This is a genomic window from Novosphingobium profundi, from assembly GCF_018491765.1.
GTDB classification, from domain to species: domain Bacteria; phylum Pseudomonadota; class Alphaproteobacteria; order Sphingomonadales; family Sphingomonadaceae; genus Novosphingobium; species Novosphingobium profundi.
In genome coordinates, this window is record NZ_JABWCU010000018.1 from 62,186 (window position 1) to 77,421 (window position 15,236).

The following is a 15,236-nucleotide window of genomic DNA, read 5'->3' on the forward strand; positions in this document are numbered from 1 at the left end:
GATGCCCATGAAAGACCCCCGCGACGCAGATGCCTTCGAGCGCGCGCAGCGCGCCAAGCGCGGATCGCCCTTCCTCAACACCGATCAGGCCGCCGCCTATCTCAAGATGTCCTCGCGCCTTCTCAAGCGCCTGCGGCGGCGCGGCGAGGGGCCCGTGTTCCGCCGTCACAGCCGCTTCGTCCAGTACCACATCGATGATCTCGATGCCTGGAGCGAGGCCAACGCGGGCAAGGCGTACCGGTCATGAGGGGGCTTCGCACCTCGCGCGGCGATGCGCCGCTTCGGGCCGTCGGCGATACCTTGCGTCGGGCCCGGATGGAAGGCACGCGGCGGCGCAAGGTCCATCGGCGCGTGGGCTTTTTCGCGGCCTCGCTTTGCGGGCTGGTCCTGCTCACCGCGCTCGTTCCGCCGCGCGCACGCCTGGTCTGGAACGCGAGCGCCAGCGTGCCGGTCGGGCTCTACCTTGTCGCACCGGACAGCCCGGTACGCACCGGCGACATGGTCATCGCGCGGCTTCCCGATGCATGGCGCGCATGGGCCGCACGCCGACGCTATCTGCCCGCCAACGTGCCGCTGGTGAAGCGCATTGCGGCCGGGCCCGGGGCGAGGATCTGCGCGCGCGGTACCGCGATCTGGCGCGGCCGCATCGTGCTCACGCTGCGCGAACGGCGCGACGGGCATGGCCGGCCCATGCCCTGGTGGGAGGGGTGCCGGCACCTGGAAAAGGGCGAGTATTTCCTGCTCATGCCCGAAACGGCTGCGTCCTTCGACGGGCGCTATTTCGGGGTGACGAGGCGGGGCGATATCCTCGGGCGCGCGAGGCTGCTGTGGGCGCGCTGAAAGTCCTGCCCAGCAGCCTCGCGCTCCTGCTCGCGCTCGTGCCCGTGGAGGCCCGGCCTCGTGGGGCGGCGGTCGAAAGCGCCGCAACCTGGCAGCGTGAAATCACCGAGGCTGCGACGCGTTTCGAACTGCTCGAAAGCTGGATCCGCAAGGTCATGCAGGCCGAAAGCGGCGGGCATCGCGCGCGTGATGGGCGCCCGATCCGTAGCCCCAAGGGCGCGATGGGGCTGATGCAGATCATGCCAGCGACCTGGCAAGCTTTGCGCGCCGAACTGGGGCTCGGGGCCGATCCCGACGATCCGCGCGACAACATTCTCGCCGGTTCCTGGTACCTGAAGACGCTGTACGAACGTTTCGGCTATCCCGGGCTCTTTGCCGCCTACAACGCAGGGCCGGCGCGCTATCAGGCCTATCTCGAGGGGCGCGCCTTGCCCGCCGAAACGCGTGCCTATCTTGCGGCAATGGGCGTTGAGACCGACGGCCCGGCAGGCCGCGAAGGGGAAGCGGCTTCTCCTCTTTTCGTGACATTGGGTGGCAGGGGTCCGGACGGGGATCCTGCTTCGTCGCAAGCCGAGGGGGCGCCGAACGCGGAGGCATCGCGCGGGGAGAGCGGCGGGCGCGATCCATTGTTTGCCATTCGCAAGGATTCGACGCGCGCGGGTAAGCTGTCCGCGGTTTGGAGCGGCGAGGAAGAAAGGGCGCTGAATCGGGAGTCTGCGCCATGACGAGAGGGGGGATAACGCATCTGGACAGACCAAGTGTGTCGGACGCCGACCGCTCTCTCAAGGCCCGCGGGTACCCCCCGATTTGCTGCGCAAATCGGCTCCCCCCGCGTCCGCTTCGCGGCGCCCGCGCTGCGCTGCGGGCGGCCCTGACAGACCGCTCGTCGCCCGCCCGCACGGGGTCGTTCCCGATTTTGGGGAACGGTCTTGTGAGGAGTGTGTCATGCTGGATTTTACGCCTGCCGTTTCGAAGAATGCCGATGCCTGGGAGACGCTGGTGCGAGGGCTCGAAGCCGAGTTCGGCCATGGCGCCGGGCTCGGGCTCGCGCAGCGGTTTCTCGATGCCGAGGAGTGCGACTTTCTCTGGGAGGCGCGCCGCGACGAACGCTGGCTCGGCGGCTGGGAGGGCGAGGAGGAAGGCCGAGATCTCGACCGCATCGCGATCATGGGAAAGCTTGGCAGAGCTTGGTTCGTGGCGCGGCTCATCGTCGATGGCGATGGCCGGGCCGTCGGGCTCATGGCGCGGCGCGATGTTGGTGGCGAGATGGAGGCACATGCCCTGCTTGCCTCCATGGCGGTCCCGTCTCCTGGATGAGGGGAGAGCATCAAGGAGGCGCCGCTCAGGGTGGTGGTGCCTCCTCGATCGAGCCGGATGGCAGGGGGGGGGAGGTGGAAAGAGCGAAACAGGCGAGGGAATCTGGAAGCGGCAGGAAGGGCGCGGAGGGCAAGAGAAAAGGGTGTCTCGCGCCACCTGTAAGCATCTGTCTGCACATCGTTTTTGGGCGAGGCAGGGCGTTTGCTCGCGAGACGGTGGCGAGACAGGGAGAAAGGGGGTGATGTGTGGACGGCGAGGATGATTTCGAACCGCGTCTCGGGCGCCAGCGCGCGAGCGGTGGGCGCCGGCCAAAGGGCTACGCGAACCGTGTCGCGCAGGCGGCCGGCCTCCATGGACGCAAGCGTGCGCGTGGAGGCGGCGGGAAGGGAGGCAAGTGGATCGGACGTGGCTCGGGCGCCGGGCGAGTTCTGGCCGGGCGCACGAAGGGCGCCGGGGCGCATGCCCGCCGGGTCGTCGTGAAGACGAGCCTCGTTCGCCTGCGCGGCAAGGGGCTCGGTGCGGCGCGCGCGCACCTTGCCTATGTCCAGCGCGACGGCGTGACCCGCGAGGGCGCACCGGGTGAGCTCTATTCGCGCGAAAGTGACCGGGCCGACGGACGCGAATTTCTGGCGCGCGCAGGAGAGGATCGCCACCAGTTCCGCTTCATCGTCTCGCCCGAGGATGGCGATCAGTATCAGGACCTCAAGCCCTTCGTGCGCAACCTCATGCACCAGATCGAACGCGATCTCGATACGAGGCTCGACTGGGTGGCCGTCGATCATGCGAACACCGGTCATCCCCACAGCCATATCGTCCTTCGCGGGATCGATGATCGCGGGCGGGATCTCGTCATCGCGCGCGACTACATTTCGCATGGCATTCGCGAACGCGCTTCGGACATCGTGACGCGCGATCTGGGGCCGCGAAGTGAGCATGAAATCGAGGTGCGCCTTCGCCGCGAGATCGATCAGGAACGCCTAACCTCGATTGACAGGGGGCTGCTCGGGCGAATGGATGCCAACCGCGAGATCGTAACGCGCGGCTCTGACGCTTTTCGCCATGGTCTCGAGACGGGCCGCCTGCGTACGCTCGAGCGGATGGACCTGGCGCAGGATCTGGGGGCTGGGCGCTGGCGTCTTGCTGACGATCTGGCGCAGACCTTGCGCGAGATGGGGCAGCGCGGCGACATCGTAGCGCTCATGCAGCGCGAGATGAGCCGTGCGAAGGTCCAGCGCGAGGTCCAGATTCACGACCAACAACGTGGGCCGCTGGTGGGCCGCGTCCTGACCCGCGGACTTGCCGACGAACATCGCGACCGGCATTTCCTGCTCGTCGACGGAACCGATGGCCGGGGCCATTTCGTCGACCTGGGCCAGGGCAGCGGGATCGAGGCGCTGCCGGACCGGGCGATCGTGAGGATAACGGCGCGAACAGGCGGGGCTCTGGACGTTGATCGTACAGTGGCCGCGATAGCCGAGCGCTATGATGGGCGTTATTCGCAGACCTTGCACCGGCTTTACGATTCGTCGGCGCGCGACGGCTTCATCGAGGCACATGTCCGTCGTCTCGAGGCCTTGCGTCGGGGCGGGGTGGATGTTGATCGCGATCGCGACGGGACCTGGCGCATTGCCGGTGAGCACCTCGGGCAAGCAAGGAAATTCGAAGAGCGCAAGCTTGCCAAACAGCCTTTCGAGTTCGAAGTCCTGGCGAGAGGGAAGTTTGACAATCTCGCTTTGGCACAGGCTCCGACCTGGCTCGATCGTGAATTGGAGAACCCCTCGCATTTGCATGCGCGCGATGCAGGCTTCGGGCGTGAACTTCGCGATGCATTGGCCGCGCGCAGGCAGTGGCTGATTGACCAGGATCTCGGCGAAAGCCGCGGGCAGGGTTTTCGGCTCAAGCCAGGGGCGTTGGCTGCGCTGCAAAGGCGCGAATTGCTCGCGGTTGCGGCAGATCTGTCGAAGGAACTGGGCAAGCCCTTCGCCGAGAGCCGGCCCGGCCACTATGTCGAGGGGACGATCGCCCGCCGTGTAGAGGGCGTTTCGTCCCACTTCGCGCTCGTCGAGAAGGGGCGTGATTTCACGCTCGTTCCCTGGCGTGAGGTGCTCTCCAAGCACATTGGGAAGGAAGGCGGTGGGATCATGCGTGAGAGTGGCATAAGCTGGAGCTTCGGGCGAGGGCGATCAGGGCCGGAAATTTACTGAGGTTATCGGGAGACACGATTTACGAGGCCCTGCAGGTATAATTGGTAAAGGCTGCGTCGATACATCTCCGGGAGGAACAAATGGGACCTAGCCGACAGTCGCGTTTGGAGCAGCCGCCCTTGGTAAGCCGACCTTCGCTCCGAGGCCGCGCTACGTCGGCCTGACGGCCAGCTCTGGGACTTTCACGACTGTCGGCTTCAGAGCAGCATTATTGGGATAGCTGACGTTACAAGTTTCCGGCAATAGTGTGGGATCGCGTCGCCTAAGCGCGAAATTGAATTGGAAGGCGCGGCTCCTTCGCTACACAGTAGGTAGTATTTGACTTGAATACGCTCCTTTATTGTACGATCCAGAAGCGAAAAACGCCTGCTTCGCTAGGGTATCGTCAAGGTTATTAAGGGTGAGAAATTGACACTTTACATCGTGCGCACAATGCGCTGGTCCGTCTCCGAGTTTTGTTTAAGATCGATAAACGTCAGGCGCGCATGATGTTGTCACCGGCTTTCGCATTCAGCTTGAAGGCGTCGATCAGACCTAGGACAGACACGAAGGCCACGATTTCGAAGGCGATGTGGAATGGCCCCAGCGTGTCGGCATGATCGGTGGGTATGGCCGAGCCTATGCGCCAGGCGAGGGCGCCAAGGGCGATGCCCAGGCCCATGCTGAGTTGGACTGCGGTGGAGAACAGCGTGTTGGCGTCCGCCATGTGCTCATCCCCGATGTCGGCAAAGGCGATGGTGTTGAGCACCGTGAACTGCAGCGATCGTGCCATGCCACCCGCGAACAGGATGGCCTCAATGAGCGCCATCGGCGTCGTCCGGGTGATGAGCGCGCAGGCCCCGATCATCGCCGCATTGATGAGGCCATTGACGATGAGGATCCGCCTGCCGCCGAAGCGGCGCATGATCGCCGTGGTCATCGGCTTCATCGTCAGGTTCCCGGCAAAGACCGCCATCAGCATCGCGCCGGCGGCAAAGGCGCTGTAGCCCAACGCGATCTGCAGCATCAGCGGGATCAGGAACGGGATGGCGGCGATACCAAGGCGGAACACGCTTCCGCCCCAGATCGTGACCGCAAAGGTGGGGGTGAAGAGCGCCGAGAGGTCGAACATCGGATTGGGTGTGCGCAGCAGGTGACGCACGCCAAGGCTCGTCAGGCTTGCTCCCACAAGCAGGGCGGCCAGTGCCATCGCCACGCCCCTGTGGCCGTGCGAAATGGTTTCTGCGGCATACATCAGGGCGAACAGGCCGCCTCCGGTCAGGAGAAATCCGGGCCAGTCAAAGCCGCGGGAGGATTCGTCGGCCTTGTCCGGCACCAGTTTAAGCGCAATCAGGAAAGCAAGCGTGCCTAAAGGCACGTTGAGCCAGAAGATCCAGGGCCAGGTTCCGTGCTGCGCGATGAAGCCGCCGACCGGCGGGCCGAGTACAGGTGCGACCAGTGCAGGCCAAGTCAGTACGGCAATCGCGCGGACCAGCTCGGTCTTCGGTGTCTCACGCAGGACCGCAAGCCGCCCGACGGGGACCATCATGGCGCCGCCGATGCCCTGGATGATCCGAGTGATGACGAAGATGGGCAGGGATCCTGCCAGGCCGCAGGCGAGCGAGGCGAGAGTGAAAGTGGCGATGGCCAGGGTAAAGATGCGCCGGGTGCCAAAGCGTTCTGCCGCCCAACCGCTAATCGGAATGAACACGCCAAGTGTGAGCATGTAGGCCGATACGCCGATATTGAGATCGACCGGCTGGACCGAGAAGCTTCGCGCCATCGCCGGGATCGCGGGGGTGACCACGGTGGCATCGAGGTTTTCCATGAAGAACGTGCCGGCCACAAGAAGGGAAAGGGCGGATCGCTTCGTCAAGATCGGGATCATAGTCGGCTCGCGGATAGGTTGGGGAGGTGAGGAAAAGCGTCAGGGGATGAGATTGGCCTGACGCATGGCCTCCAGGTGCGCGACAAACTCGTCGTCCGTGCGGCGGTCCATCTTTGAAAAGCCAGCCTGGCGGGCTTTGGTCACATCGAAAACCGCGTCGTTTTCCACATGGAAGATGAAGTCTCCGAAAGCTCCTTTCGCGATCCTATCCACGTCACTTTCGGCAAGTCCTTCGCGCTCTGCCAGGCGCTTCCAGACAGGCGCCATGGCCCCAATCCGTTCCGCGAGCGAGATCGGCTGCGGTTCACCGACATCGACGCCGAACCACTGGGCAAGACGCGGCCAGATGTGCGACCAGCGGAAAATATCGCCATTCGTGACGTTGAACGCGCCGTCTGCGCCGGTCTGTGCCGACCAGAGCGCCGCTGCGCCCAGCACGTGCGCGCTCGTGCAGTTGACGAGCGCGCCGCGATAGGAGACCTCGGTACCGGGGAACTGCATGGCCGTGCCGGTTTCCTTGCACAGCGCGCCATAGATGCCGATCAGGTTGCCCAGGTTCATGGCGGAGCCGAGCGAGGAGCCGATGATGATGTCCGGGCGCAGGCAGGTCCAGGCAATGCCCTCTGCTTCGAGCGAACGGGCGTAATCCTCGTGCCGGAAATAGAGGTTGGGCGGGAAATGGCGGCTGTCGTCCTCACGCGCAGGGGTCTTGTAGACACCCAGATGCGCGCCATAGACCTTTCCGCCCTGGATGAAGGTCAGCCGCTCCAGCGAAGCGCCGGACGCACGCACCGCGCTGACGATGTTCTCAAGCATGGCGGCGTTGGTATCGGCCTCGACCGCCGGATCGGGATCAGGCTTGAGTGCGGCGTAGAACAGGTGCGAGATCTCGCGCAGGCGATCGGACTGGGCCGCAAGGCTTTCGGGCTGGAGGAGGTCGGCGCTGATGTGCGGCGACGGACCGGGACGCTGTGCTGAGCGTCCCAACGTGGTGACACGCCAGTCCGCCTCGGCAAAGGCCTTGTGCACGCCGCCGCCAACGGCGCCGCTGGCACCCACGATCAGGACGTGTCCCGGTTGGCGAAGGGAAGCTTGGGTCATGGAGCACTCCGAAGTAGCATGCAGGCAATGGTGAAGGGGGAAGTGGCTTGGCGTTCAGAAGTAGGCGAGCGTCTCGCAACCCTCGCCGCAGAGTACGGTCCTGCGCACGGTCAGAGCCTCGAGATCGATCTCGCTCAGCGTTCCATCCTTTTCGTTGGCGACCAGGAGCGTCCTGCCATCGGGATGGAACGCGCCGTCCATCGGTTTGGTCCCGACGCCAATCGTGGTCTGGCTGTGCGTCGCCGTTGAGATGAGGGTCACGACCGGTTCGTGATCGCCGATCACCAGCAGCCAGCGGCCGTCCGGGCTGTACCTGACGACCTGTGCAGGCCTTGCATGTCCGGTCAGCCTGATCTGCGCGCCGATCTGCCGCGTTCTCGGGTCGATCAGCGTCAGCGACGCAGCCTCGGCATTGCTGACCACGAGGACTGTCTCGTCCGGACATGCATCGATGCCGGCAAGAGCATGGCCCAGGGGCAGGCGATCCGCAAGTTCGCCGCCCGCGATATCGATGAAAGAGACCGAGGCGTCTTCTTCATTTTCGGTGCAGACCAGACCAAGTCGCGAGAGGACGCAGAGGCGGTGGCTGTTGCTTGATCGGGTGGCGAAGGTCGAGGTGATCCGCTGTGATTTGGGGTCATAAACCGCGATGCGCGCACTGTTCTCGCAGGCGATGTAGAGCTTGCCATCGGCGGCGAAGCGCAGGGTGTGCGGGGCTTCGAGCGGGGCAAGGTCGATGTCGGGCGCGCGCGCGAAGGTGGCCAGGTCGATCACGCAGACAAGGTGATTGGGATGAGGGTTGTCGCCGTGAATCCCATCGCCATAGGCAGGGACATAGGCGCAGGTCCGGTCAGGTGTGATCGCCAGTTCATGAGGCAGGTCGGGCAAGTCAGAAATCCTGCCGCGCATTTCGAGCGTGACGGGATCAAGCCGGAGGACTGCATCTCCTTGCTTGTCGACGGCGATAAGGCCCTTTGGTTGCCAATTCTGGCCCATTTGAAAAGAATTCCTGCAGTTTCTGTGTCGAACCTTGCTCGTTGGAGCAGGGCCTTGCAGGAGATGTAACGGCTTGCCTTGGCCAAAGAATGTTTCCTAATGGGCAAGGCTGTCATGGCGGCGCTGGTCCCGCGGCCGATGCCGTCGTGATGACCGCCATGGTGCCGCGTTCAAGGAGTGCTCCGCTTGCCTGCAATCGACCGGATAGAGGACTTTCGCATTGTCGATGCGATTGCGCGCACCGGCACCTTGTCTGGCGCGGCGCGCGAATTGGACCTGTCGCTGACGGTGGTGTCCAAGCGGCTCAGCCGGCTTGAGGCCACGCTCGGCCTGCGCCTCGTCCAGCGCACCACCCGCAGCCTCCATTTCAGCGACGAGGGCCTGCTGTTCCTCGAACGCTGCCGCGACGTGCTGGAAGCGGTCGCCGCCGCGCAGGACGTGGGAGAGGACGCAAACGACCAGGGCTCGGTCAGGATCACGGCCGCTGTGGGTTTTGCGCAGCGGCAGATCGCGCCAAGGCTGGCAAAATTTGCGGATCGTTATCCGGGTATCTCGATCCAGATCCTGTCGACAAACCCTCTGATCGATCTGGTCGAGCAGCAGGTCGATGTCGCCTTCCGGCAGGCCCCGCTCGACAACAGCGCCTACATCACGCGCACGATCGCGCCGGATGATGAACTGCTTTGCGCATCGCCAGCCTATTGCGAAGCGCACGGTGTGCCTGCGCACCCCGATGAGTTGATCCAGCACCGCTGCCTGACCGTCGGCGATCCGCCACCGCGAACCTGGTCCTTGCAGAAGGATGAGGAACGGCTTGAGGTGAAGGTGAGGAGCGCGATGGGCGCGAGCGACGGTGAAATACCACATCTTGCCGCTTTGCAGGGCTGTGGCATTGCCCTGAAATCGAGTTGGGAGGTCGTCAAGGATATCCGTGCGGGGCGGCTTATACGGGTTCTGCCGCAGTGGTGGGGGCGCACCAGGAGTGTGCGTGTGGTCTTTCCCATTCGCCGGCACCAGCCTGCGCGCGTGCGGACCTTCGTTGATTTCATGGAGCAGGAACTGCGCGCCGAGGCCGCGCGGGCAAGCGACCTCGGCCTGTTTCGCGACGCATGAGCGCAAGTGGGGCGGACTGGTTCGATGAACCGGTCCGTCCCGCCCCGGATGGCGCCACGCAAGCGCCGGTGCGACCCGAGGGCTTTTCGTTTGAGCGTATCAGCCGCGTGCCGGAAACCAGCGCTCAGCCCGCGCGCCGGGGTCATACCGAATGGGTGAGCGGAACGTCATGAACTCGATCCAGGTGCCCCACGGGGTCTGCCCAAACCAGTTGGTGTTGCCTTCACCCACCTCGTTGAAGCCAAGGTCGAACGGGCCATCGGCCGAGTGCATCGCGCCGCCGGCCTTCTCGAAGCGGGCGGCGGCTGCCTTGATGTCATCGACGATGACCGAGAAGTGCACCAGCCCCATGTCGTTGATGCCGGCGGCCTGTTCGCGGCCGTAACCGCGCAGTTCGAAAATCTCGATGTTGGGGCCGTTGGCGAAGCGGATCTGGCTGGCCGCGATCATCTCGGTGCCGGGCGCAAGCGCATTGATCTTCGAGACATGTTCTGCCGTTGCCGGCGGATCGCTTTTCTTGATGTGGGTATAGAGCAAGGTGGCCCCGAAGGCTTCCTGCAGAAAGCGCACGGCGGCATCGTGGTCGGGCACCGTCATCGCGACGTGTTCGATGCCATAGAAGTTGGACAGGCCTGTTTCGGGAGAGCGGCCGGTGACCGCATCGCCGAGCGGATGCGGCCCCACCGCTTCGGGAAGCGGCATGGAAAGCACCAGATAGGGCGGCTGGCGGGTGTCGTCCCCTTCATGCTGCTGCGCGAGATTCTCGATCTGCGCGGCGGGTACGTAAAGCGTGCGGTCGGGCGCGATGAACAGGGCATCGGGCGAGGAGAGACGCTCGTCGCGGGCCAGCAGGACCCGTTCGCCACCGGGGGTGAAGATCTCGATGGAGCGGTTTTCGCTGTCCGAAAGGTAGAGGTTGCCCTGCGTATCCATGGCGGTGCCACCGATCGTGGGAATGTCGTGCAGCGTCTGCACCAGGCCCTCGAGAGCGGCCTCATCGAGTTTCTCGTCGGCCAGGGCGGCCGTGGCAATGCGCCGGACCGGGCCGGAGGGCGTTGACCAGGTGAGCCATTGTCCATCCGCGCTCAGTTCGATCATGTCGGAATGGACCTGCGGACGCTGGCCCCCCGCGTCCTTCAGCTCGCGTCCGCCTGAACCGCGCATCGTTGTCTGCATGCGCGTGGATGGCGAATGCGACAGTCGGCGCAGCGTGCGATTGCTCGTCAGATCGTGCACGATGATCGCGCCAAGACCGGAATCGGTCAAATAGATCATGTTGTCATGGATGCGCAGGTCATTGAGCCGGGCGCCAGCGGGCAGGATCTCGGGGCCAAAGCGCAGCACGGCAAGCAGGCTGCCCGTGCGTGGATCGAGCCGGACCAGTTTCTGAGCACCCGGCGCGGGCTCGCTTTCGTCTGGGGTGCCCTGGTCGACTGCCCACAAGGTGCCATCGTGAAAGATGTGGATGGTGTTGACCATGACGAACGCGTCGCGCCCATCCTCGCCCGGCTTCCAGGCGCCCCATGTTCCGCCGGGAAAGGGCGTGAGAGAGCCATCATCCTCGACCCGGACAAGCGAAGGTGTCTGTGCCTCGCGCGAGAAGCGCGGCAGACCAAGGAACAGCACGCCACCCGGCGTCACGGCGGCGGCATTCACTTGCCAGGGTGAGCGCGCGGCGACGGTCAGCGAGCCCGCCGGCGATGCGCCTTCATCATGGGGGCTGATCTTGCGCGAGCGTGCGAAGCTGCGTGCAACAGGCACGATACTGCCGGCGAGGGCCAGGCCGGTGAAAGCGGCGCGGCGGGTGACATCATTGAGCATACGCATGGTGTATCAATAGACGAAACCTGCATTCCGATCCTTTCCTTCAAGGCAACAGTATCTGGAACAGGAGGCGGGAAGCCGATCTTCCGGGCATGCGTTAAGCGACGCGACATGCAAAATTTCACGAAATTCGGCCGCCGCGAGATGCTGGCCGGAGGCACTCTTGGCCTGGCAGCAACTGCGGCAAGCGCGGCACTCATCAATGGCGAAAGCGCGAGCACGACGCAGCTCAGCAGCGATGCGCTTCCCGATACGACGCCTGACCTTACCGGTGCGCCCTATCTGTCACATGCCGAGGCGGGGCTCGTCGGCGCGGTCTTCGATCGCCTGATCCCGCAGGATGACTTGTCGATCGGCGCGGTCGAGGCGGGCTGCGTCGACTTTCTCCAGCGCCAGTTGGCAGGTGACTGGGGGCATGCCGCCACACGCTACAGGGCCGGGCCGTTTCGCCCAGGAACACCCGAGCAGGGTGACCAGTCTCCGCTTACGCCGCGAGAGCGCTATCGTACCGGGCTGAAGGCTATGGCCTTGGCCGTCTCGAAGGCCACGGCCAAGGCGTTTGGCGATCTTTCCGCCGACGAGCAGGACGATTTCCTGCGCGCCATGGAAGCGGGGCACCATGGCGACACGCTCAAGAGCGTGTTCGCCCTGATGCTGCAGAACGTGCGCGAGGGGTACTTCGCCGATCCGCTCTACGGCGGTAACAAGGACATGGCCGGCTGGGCGCTCGTCGGCTTTCCTGGTGCGCGCTACGATTATCGCCAAGAAATCGACCGTCCCGGCGCCGATCTTGGCCTTGCGCCGGTCAGCCTTATGGGCCGGACCCGTGTGCCCGGACAAGCGGGGGGAGCCGCCTGATGGCCTCGGCTCTCACGCAAACGCCCCGGACCCGCGGCAAGGTCGATGCGGTGATCGTCGGACTGGGCTGGTCCGGCTCGCTCATGGCTGAGGAACTGACCCGCGCTGGCCTCAACGTCGTGGCCATCGAGCGCGGCAAGTGGCGCGATACCGCGACCGATTTTCCCCCGGCTGTGGACATGGACGAACTGCGCTGGGCAACCCGGCGCGGCATGATGCAGCCCCAGGCGGTCGAGACCGTCACCTTTCGCAACACGCCCGAGCAGACAGCCCTGCCGGTGCGCGAATGGAACTGCTTCCAGTTCGGCTGGAACGTGGGAGGAGCGGGCACGCACTGGGCCGGCATGACCTGGCGCTTCACCCCCTGGGACTTCGAAGTCGCCAGCCGGGTCAAGCGCCGCTACGGCATGGACGGGCTGGACCCCGGGCTTCTGTTGCAGGACTGGGGCATTGGCTACGACGAGCTCGAACCCTTCTACGATCGCTTCGAGAAGATTGCGGGCACATCGGGCAAGGCAGGCAACCTCAAGGGGCAGACCGTGCCCGGCGGCAATCCGTTCGAAGGGCCGCGCCAGTCTGACTATCCTACCCCGCCGTTGAAGGATACGCGCTGGATGGGCCTGTTCCGCCAGACGACAGAGGCGATGGGCTACACCCCCTTCACGATTCCCGCTGGCAACATATCGACCGAGTGGACCAATCCGCTGGGCGTGCGCATGGGGCCTTGCACCTATTGCGGCTATTGCGAGATGTTCGGTTGCGGCAACTGGTCGAAATCGAGCCCGCAGGCCTGTATCCTGCCCGCGCTCACTCGCCGCTCCAAATTCGAGATCTTGAGCGAGGCGGAGGTGGCGCGAGTGAATCTTGCCGATGATGGCAAGACCGCAACCGGCGTCACCTTTGTCGATGCCAACGGGCAGCTTTGGGAGCAGCCCGCCGACATCGTGGTAATCAGCGCCTACCAGATCGACAACATTCGCCTGATGCTGCTGTCGGGGATCGGCAAGGTCTACGATCCCGCGACCGGCAAGGGCACGATCGGGCGCAACTACGCCTACCAGACGATCTCTGGCGCGAACCTGTTCTTCGAGAATGAGCGCTTCAATCCGTTCATCGGCGGCGGGGCGCTTGGCCTGCAGATCGACGAGTGGAATGGCGACAACTTCGATCACTCCGGCCTGGGCTTCATCGGGGGGGCGGGCATCCTGGTGAACTCAACCAATGGCCGCCCGATCGGCCTGTCGGATCAGGTGCCCGAGGGCACACCCGCATGGGGATCTGAATGGAAGCGGGCGCTGAAACACAGCTACCAGAACGGCACGGCGATCTTCAACCAGGGCACCAGTTTCGCGCACCGCAAGGTCTTCGCCGACCTTGATCCAACCTACAAGGACCGGCACGGACAGCCGCTGCTGCGCGTTACCTTCGACTATAACGAGAATGACCGGCGCATGGCGAAGTTCACGATGGACAAGGCCGTCGAGATCGGTCGCAAGGCCGGGGCGAAAACGATCCAGGCCTTCAACTCGGCCGAGGGGCACAACACTCCTTACGACCAGCGCTCGACGCATACGACGGGCGGCGTGGTGATCGGTGCCGACCGCGAGACCAGTGCGCTCAACCGCTACAGCCAAAGCTGGGACTGCCACAATGTCTTCGTGTTGGGCGCGTCGAGCTTTCCCAACAACGCCGGGTACAACCCGACCGCGACGGTCGGCGCGCTGGCGCTGCATTCGGCGCGCGCGATCATCGAGCGCTACCTGGACAAGCGCGAAGGTCTGGTGGCGGCATGAGCGCGGGCAAGAGCAAGGCGCGGCGGATCGCGCGTGTCGCGTTGCCCGTCATCGGCGCGGCGGTCGTGCTGGCCGGAGTGCTGACCTGGCGCGCCAACGATGCTTCTGCTGACGATGTCGCCGATGGTACCACCGCGATGCAGGCTTTGCCGGCGCCCGATCCGGCCTCTGTTGCGCGCGGGCGCGCTGTCGCCATTGCGGCGGACTGCAGCGCCTGCCACACTAGGCCCGGCGGCGGCGCGGCGTTTGCGGGAGGCTATCCGCTCGAGACACCTTTCGGCACGATCATGTCGTCCAACATCACGCCAGATCGTGCAAACGGCATCGGCAACTGGACCGAGCACGACTTCTTCAAGGCGGTCCGGCACGGCCAGTCGCCCGACCACTTCCTCTATCCGGCCATGCCCTACACGGCCTACGTGCAGATCTCGGACGAGGACATGCACGACCTGTGGGCCTACATACGTTCGCTGAAACCGGTGTCTGCAGTGCCTGAGCGCACCGATCTTCCCTTCCCGTTCAACCTGCGCATCCTCGTCTCGGGCTGGAACCTGCTGTTCTTCGACAACGCGCCATTTCAAACCGACGCCAGCCATGACGCGGCCTGGAACCGCGGTCGCTACCTGACCGACGCGCTCGCACACTGCGGCACCTGCCACACCAGCAAGAATTTCCTGGGCGCAGACAGGAGCCACCATTACCTGGCGGGCGGCACTCTGTCCGGCTGGCATGCGCCCGATCTCACCGGCTCGGCGCAGACCGGGTTGGCCAGTTGGAGCGAGCAGGACCTCATCAGCTACCTTCAGACCGGGTCCAACGACCACGCCGTCGCGGCAGGCCCCATGGCCGAAGCGGTGGAACATTCGACGCAGAAGATGCCCGCAGCCGATCTTGGCGCCATCGCGGGCTATCTCAAGTCGTTGCCGGCCCATTCGGACAACGCCGCACCCAAAGCCCTGGCCGCAAGCGATCCGGTCATGCAGCAAGGTGCGCTGACCTATCACACCCAGTGCAGTGCCTGCCATACACCCAAGGGGCAGGGCATCGCCGGCATGGCCACGCATCTGGCCGATAACGCGGCGGTGCGTGCCGAGGACCCGACCAGCCTCATCCACGCCGTGCTGATGGGCGCGAAGGCTGCACGAACCGATGCCAACCCGACAGGCGCGGGCATGCCCTCGTTCGGCTGGCGCTTGAGTGACGAGGAGGTCGCAGCGGCCCTGACCCATGTCCGTAACACCAATGGCAATGCAGCCGCGCCCGTCACGGCGAACCAGGTTGCCAGTCTGCGCAAGAGCCTGGACGCCCGCGAGGCTCGCTAGA

At 64.8% G+C, this 15,236-nt stretch carries 13 protein-coding genes; 9 read left to right on the forward strand and 4 right to left on the reverse strand.

Annotated elements, in window-relative coordinates; genetic code table 11:
• Positions 1-7: 7 nt before the first annotated feature.
• From HT136_RS19875 to rlxS, 5 genes are all read left to right on the forward strand, one after another.
• Positions 8-247, forward strand: a complete 240-nt coding sequence (locus HT136_RS19875) for a helix-turn-helix domain-containing protein (RefSeq protein ID WP_214201592.1) — start codon at positions 8-10, stop codon at positions 245-247.
• Entirely contained in the window at positions 244-840 is a 597-nt protein-coding gene (locus HT136_RS26370) for a S26 family signal peptidase (protein ID WP_246543960.1), read from the forward strand. Before HT136_RS19875 ends, HT136_RS26370 begins: the two co-directional genes overlap by 4 nt.
• Positions 828-1,565, forward strand: a complete 738-nt coding sequence (locus HT136_RS19880) for a lytic transglycosylase domain-containing protein (RefSeq protein WP_425516907.1) — start codon at positions 828-830, stop codon at positions 1,563-1,565. The genes HT136_RS26370 and HT136_RS19880 overlap by 13 nt, the downstream gene beginning before the upstream one ends.
• Positions 1,566-1,785: 220 nt before the next feature.
• Positions 1,786-2,157 (forward strand): hypothetical protein, encoded by a 372-nt coding sequence (locus HT136_RS19885; RefSeq protein WP_214201594.1) that lies wholly within the window; start codon positions 1,786-1,788, stop codon positions 2,155-2,157.
• A 245-nt stretch (positions 2,158-2,402) separates the two neighbouring features.
• A complete protein-coding gene (gene rlxS / locus HT136_RS19890) occupies positions 2,403-4,361 on the forward strand; it encodes a relaxase/mobilization nuclease RlxS (protein ID WP_214201595.1) in 1,959 nt (652 codons plus the stop codon).
• 475 nt (positions 4,362-4,836) lie between these two features.
• On the opposite strand, the gene HT136_RS19895 is transcribed toward rlxS, so the two are convergent.
• The 3 genes from HT136_RS19895 to HT136_RS19905 are packed head-to-tail and all read right to left on the reverse strand — an operon-like array spanning position 4,837 to position 8,217.
• Entirely contained in the window at positions 4,837-6,228 is a 1,392-nt protein-coding gene (locus tag HT136_RS19895; RefSeq protein WP_214201596.1) for an MFS transporter, read from the reverse strand.
• Positions 6,229-6,267: 39 nt separating this feature from the next.
• Entirely contained in the window at positions 6,268-7,329 is a 1,062-nt protein-coding gene (locus HT136_RS19900; protein ID WP_214201597.1) for an NAD-dependent epimerase/dehydratase family protein, read from the reverse strand.
• Between the two features lie 54 nt (positions 7,330-7,383).
• The gene (locus HT136_RS19905; protein ID WP_214201598.1) at positions 7,384-8,217 is read right to left on the reverse strand and encodes a YncE family protein; all 834 of its coding nucleotides are present in this window, start codon (positions 8,215-8,217) and stop codon (positions 7,384-7,386) included.
• Positions 8,218-8,511: 294 nt separating this feature from the next.
• On the opposite strand from HT136_RS19905, the gene HT136_RS19910 reads away from it, so the two are divergent.
• Positions 8,512-9,438: a LysR family transcriptional regulator gene (locus HT136_RS19910; protein ID WP_214201599.1), complete on the forward strand. Its 927-nt coding sequence runs from the start codon at positions 8,512-8,514 to the stop codon at positions 9,436-9,438.
• 99 nt (positions 9,439-9,537) lie between these two features.
• On the opposite strand, the gene HT136_RS19915 is transcribed toward HT136_RS19910, so the two are convergent.
• Positions 9,538-11,265 (reverse strand): L-dopachrome tautomerase-related protein, encoded by a 1,728-nt coding sequence (locus HT136_RS19915; protein ID WP_214201600.1) that lies wholly within the window; start codon positions 11,263-11,265, stop codon positions 9,538-9,540.
• A gap of 108 nt (positions 11,266-11,373) precedes the next feature.
• Here HT136_RS19915 and HT136_RS19920 point away from each other — a divergent pair, with 108 nt between their 5' ends.
• The 3 genes from HT136_RS19920 to HT136_RS19930 are packed head-to-tail and all read left to right on the forward strand — an operon-like array spanning position 11,374 to position 15,235.
• Positions 11,374-12,120: a gluconate 2-dehydrogenase subunit 3 family protein gene (locus tag HT136_RS19920; RefSeq protein ID WP_214201601.1), complete on the forward strand. Its 747-nt coding sequence runs from the start codon at positions 11,374-11,376 to the stop codon at positions 12,118-12,120.
• On the forward strand, positions 12,120-13,913 hold the full coding sequence (locus tag HT136_RS19925; RefSeq protein ID WP_214201602.1) for a GMC family oxidoreductase: 1,794 nt from the start codon (positions 12,120-12,122) through the stop codon (positions 13,911-13,913). The genes HT136_RS19920 and HT136_RS19925 overlap by 1 nt, the downstream gene beginning before the upstream one ends.
• The gene (locus HT136_RS19930; RefSeq protein ID WP_214201603.1) at positions 13,910-15,235 is read left to right on the forward strand and encodes a c-type cytochrome; all 1,326 of its coding nucleotides are present in this window, start codon (positions 13,910-13,912) and stop codon (positions 15,233-15,235) included. The genes HT136_RS19925 and HT136_RS19930 overlap by 4 nt, the downstream gene beginning before the upstream one ends.
• Position 15,236 lies beyond the last annotated feature (1 nt).

Bases quoted from the DNA above. Each gene is read 5' to 3' on its own strand.
- HT136_RS19900 (WP_214201597.1), bottom strand. From the start codon at position 7,329: ATGACCCAAGCTTCCCTTCGCCAACCGGGACACGTCCTGATCGTGGGT.
- HT136_RS19875 (WP_214201592.1), top strand. From the start codon at position 8: ATGAAAGACCCCCGCGACGCAGATGCCTTCGAGCGCGCGCAGCGCGCC.
- HT136_RS19920 (WP_214201601.1), top strand. From the start codon at position 11,374: ATGCAAAATTTCACGAAATTCGGCCGCCGCGAGATGCTGGCCGGAGGC.
- HT136_RS19915 (WP_214201600.1), bottom strand. From the start codon at position 11,265: ATGCGTATGCTCAATGATGTCACCCGCCGCGCCGCTTTCACCGGCCTG.
- HT136_RS19930 (WP_214201603.1), top strand. From the start codon at position 13,910: ATGAGCGCGGGCAAGAGCAAGGCGCGGCGGATCGCGCGTGTCGCGTTG.
- HT136_RS19895 (WP_214201596.1), bottom strand. From the start codon at position 6,228: ATGATCCCGATCTTGACGAAGCGATCCGCCCTTTCCCTTCTTGTGGCC.
- HT136_RS19885 (WP_214201594.1), top strand. From the start codon at position 1,786: ATGCTGGATTTTACGCCTGCCGTTTCGAAGAATGCCGATGCCTGGGAG.
- HT136_RS26370 (WP_246543960.1), top strand. From the start codon at position 244: ATGAGGGGGCTTCGCACCTCGCGCGGCGATGCGCCGCTTCGGGCCGTC.
- HT136_RS19925 (WP_214201602.1), top strand. From the start codon at position 12,120: ATGGCCTCGGCTCTCACGCAAACGCCCCGGACCCGCGGCAAGGTCGAT.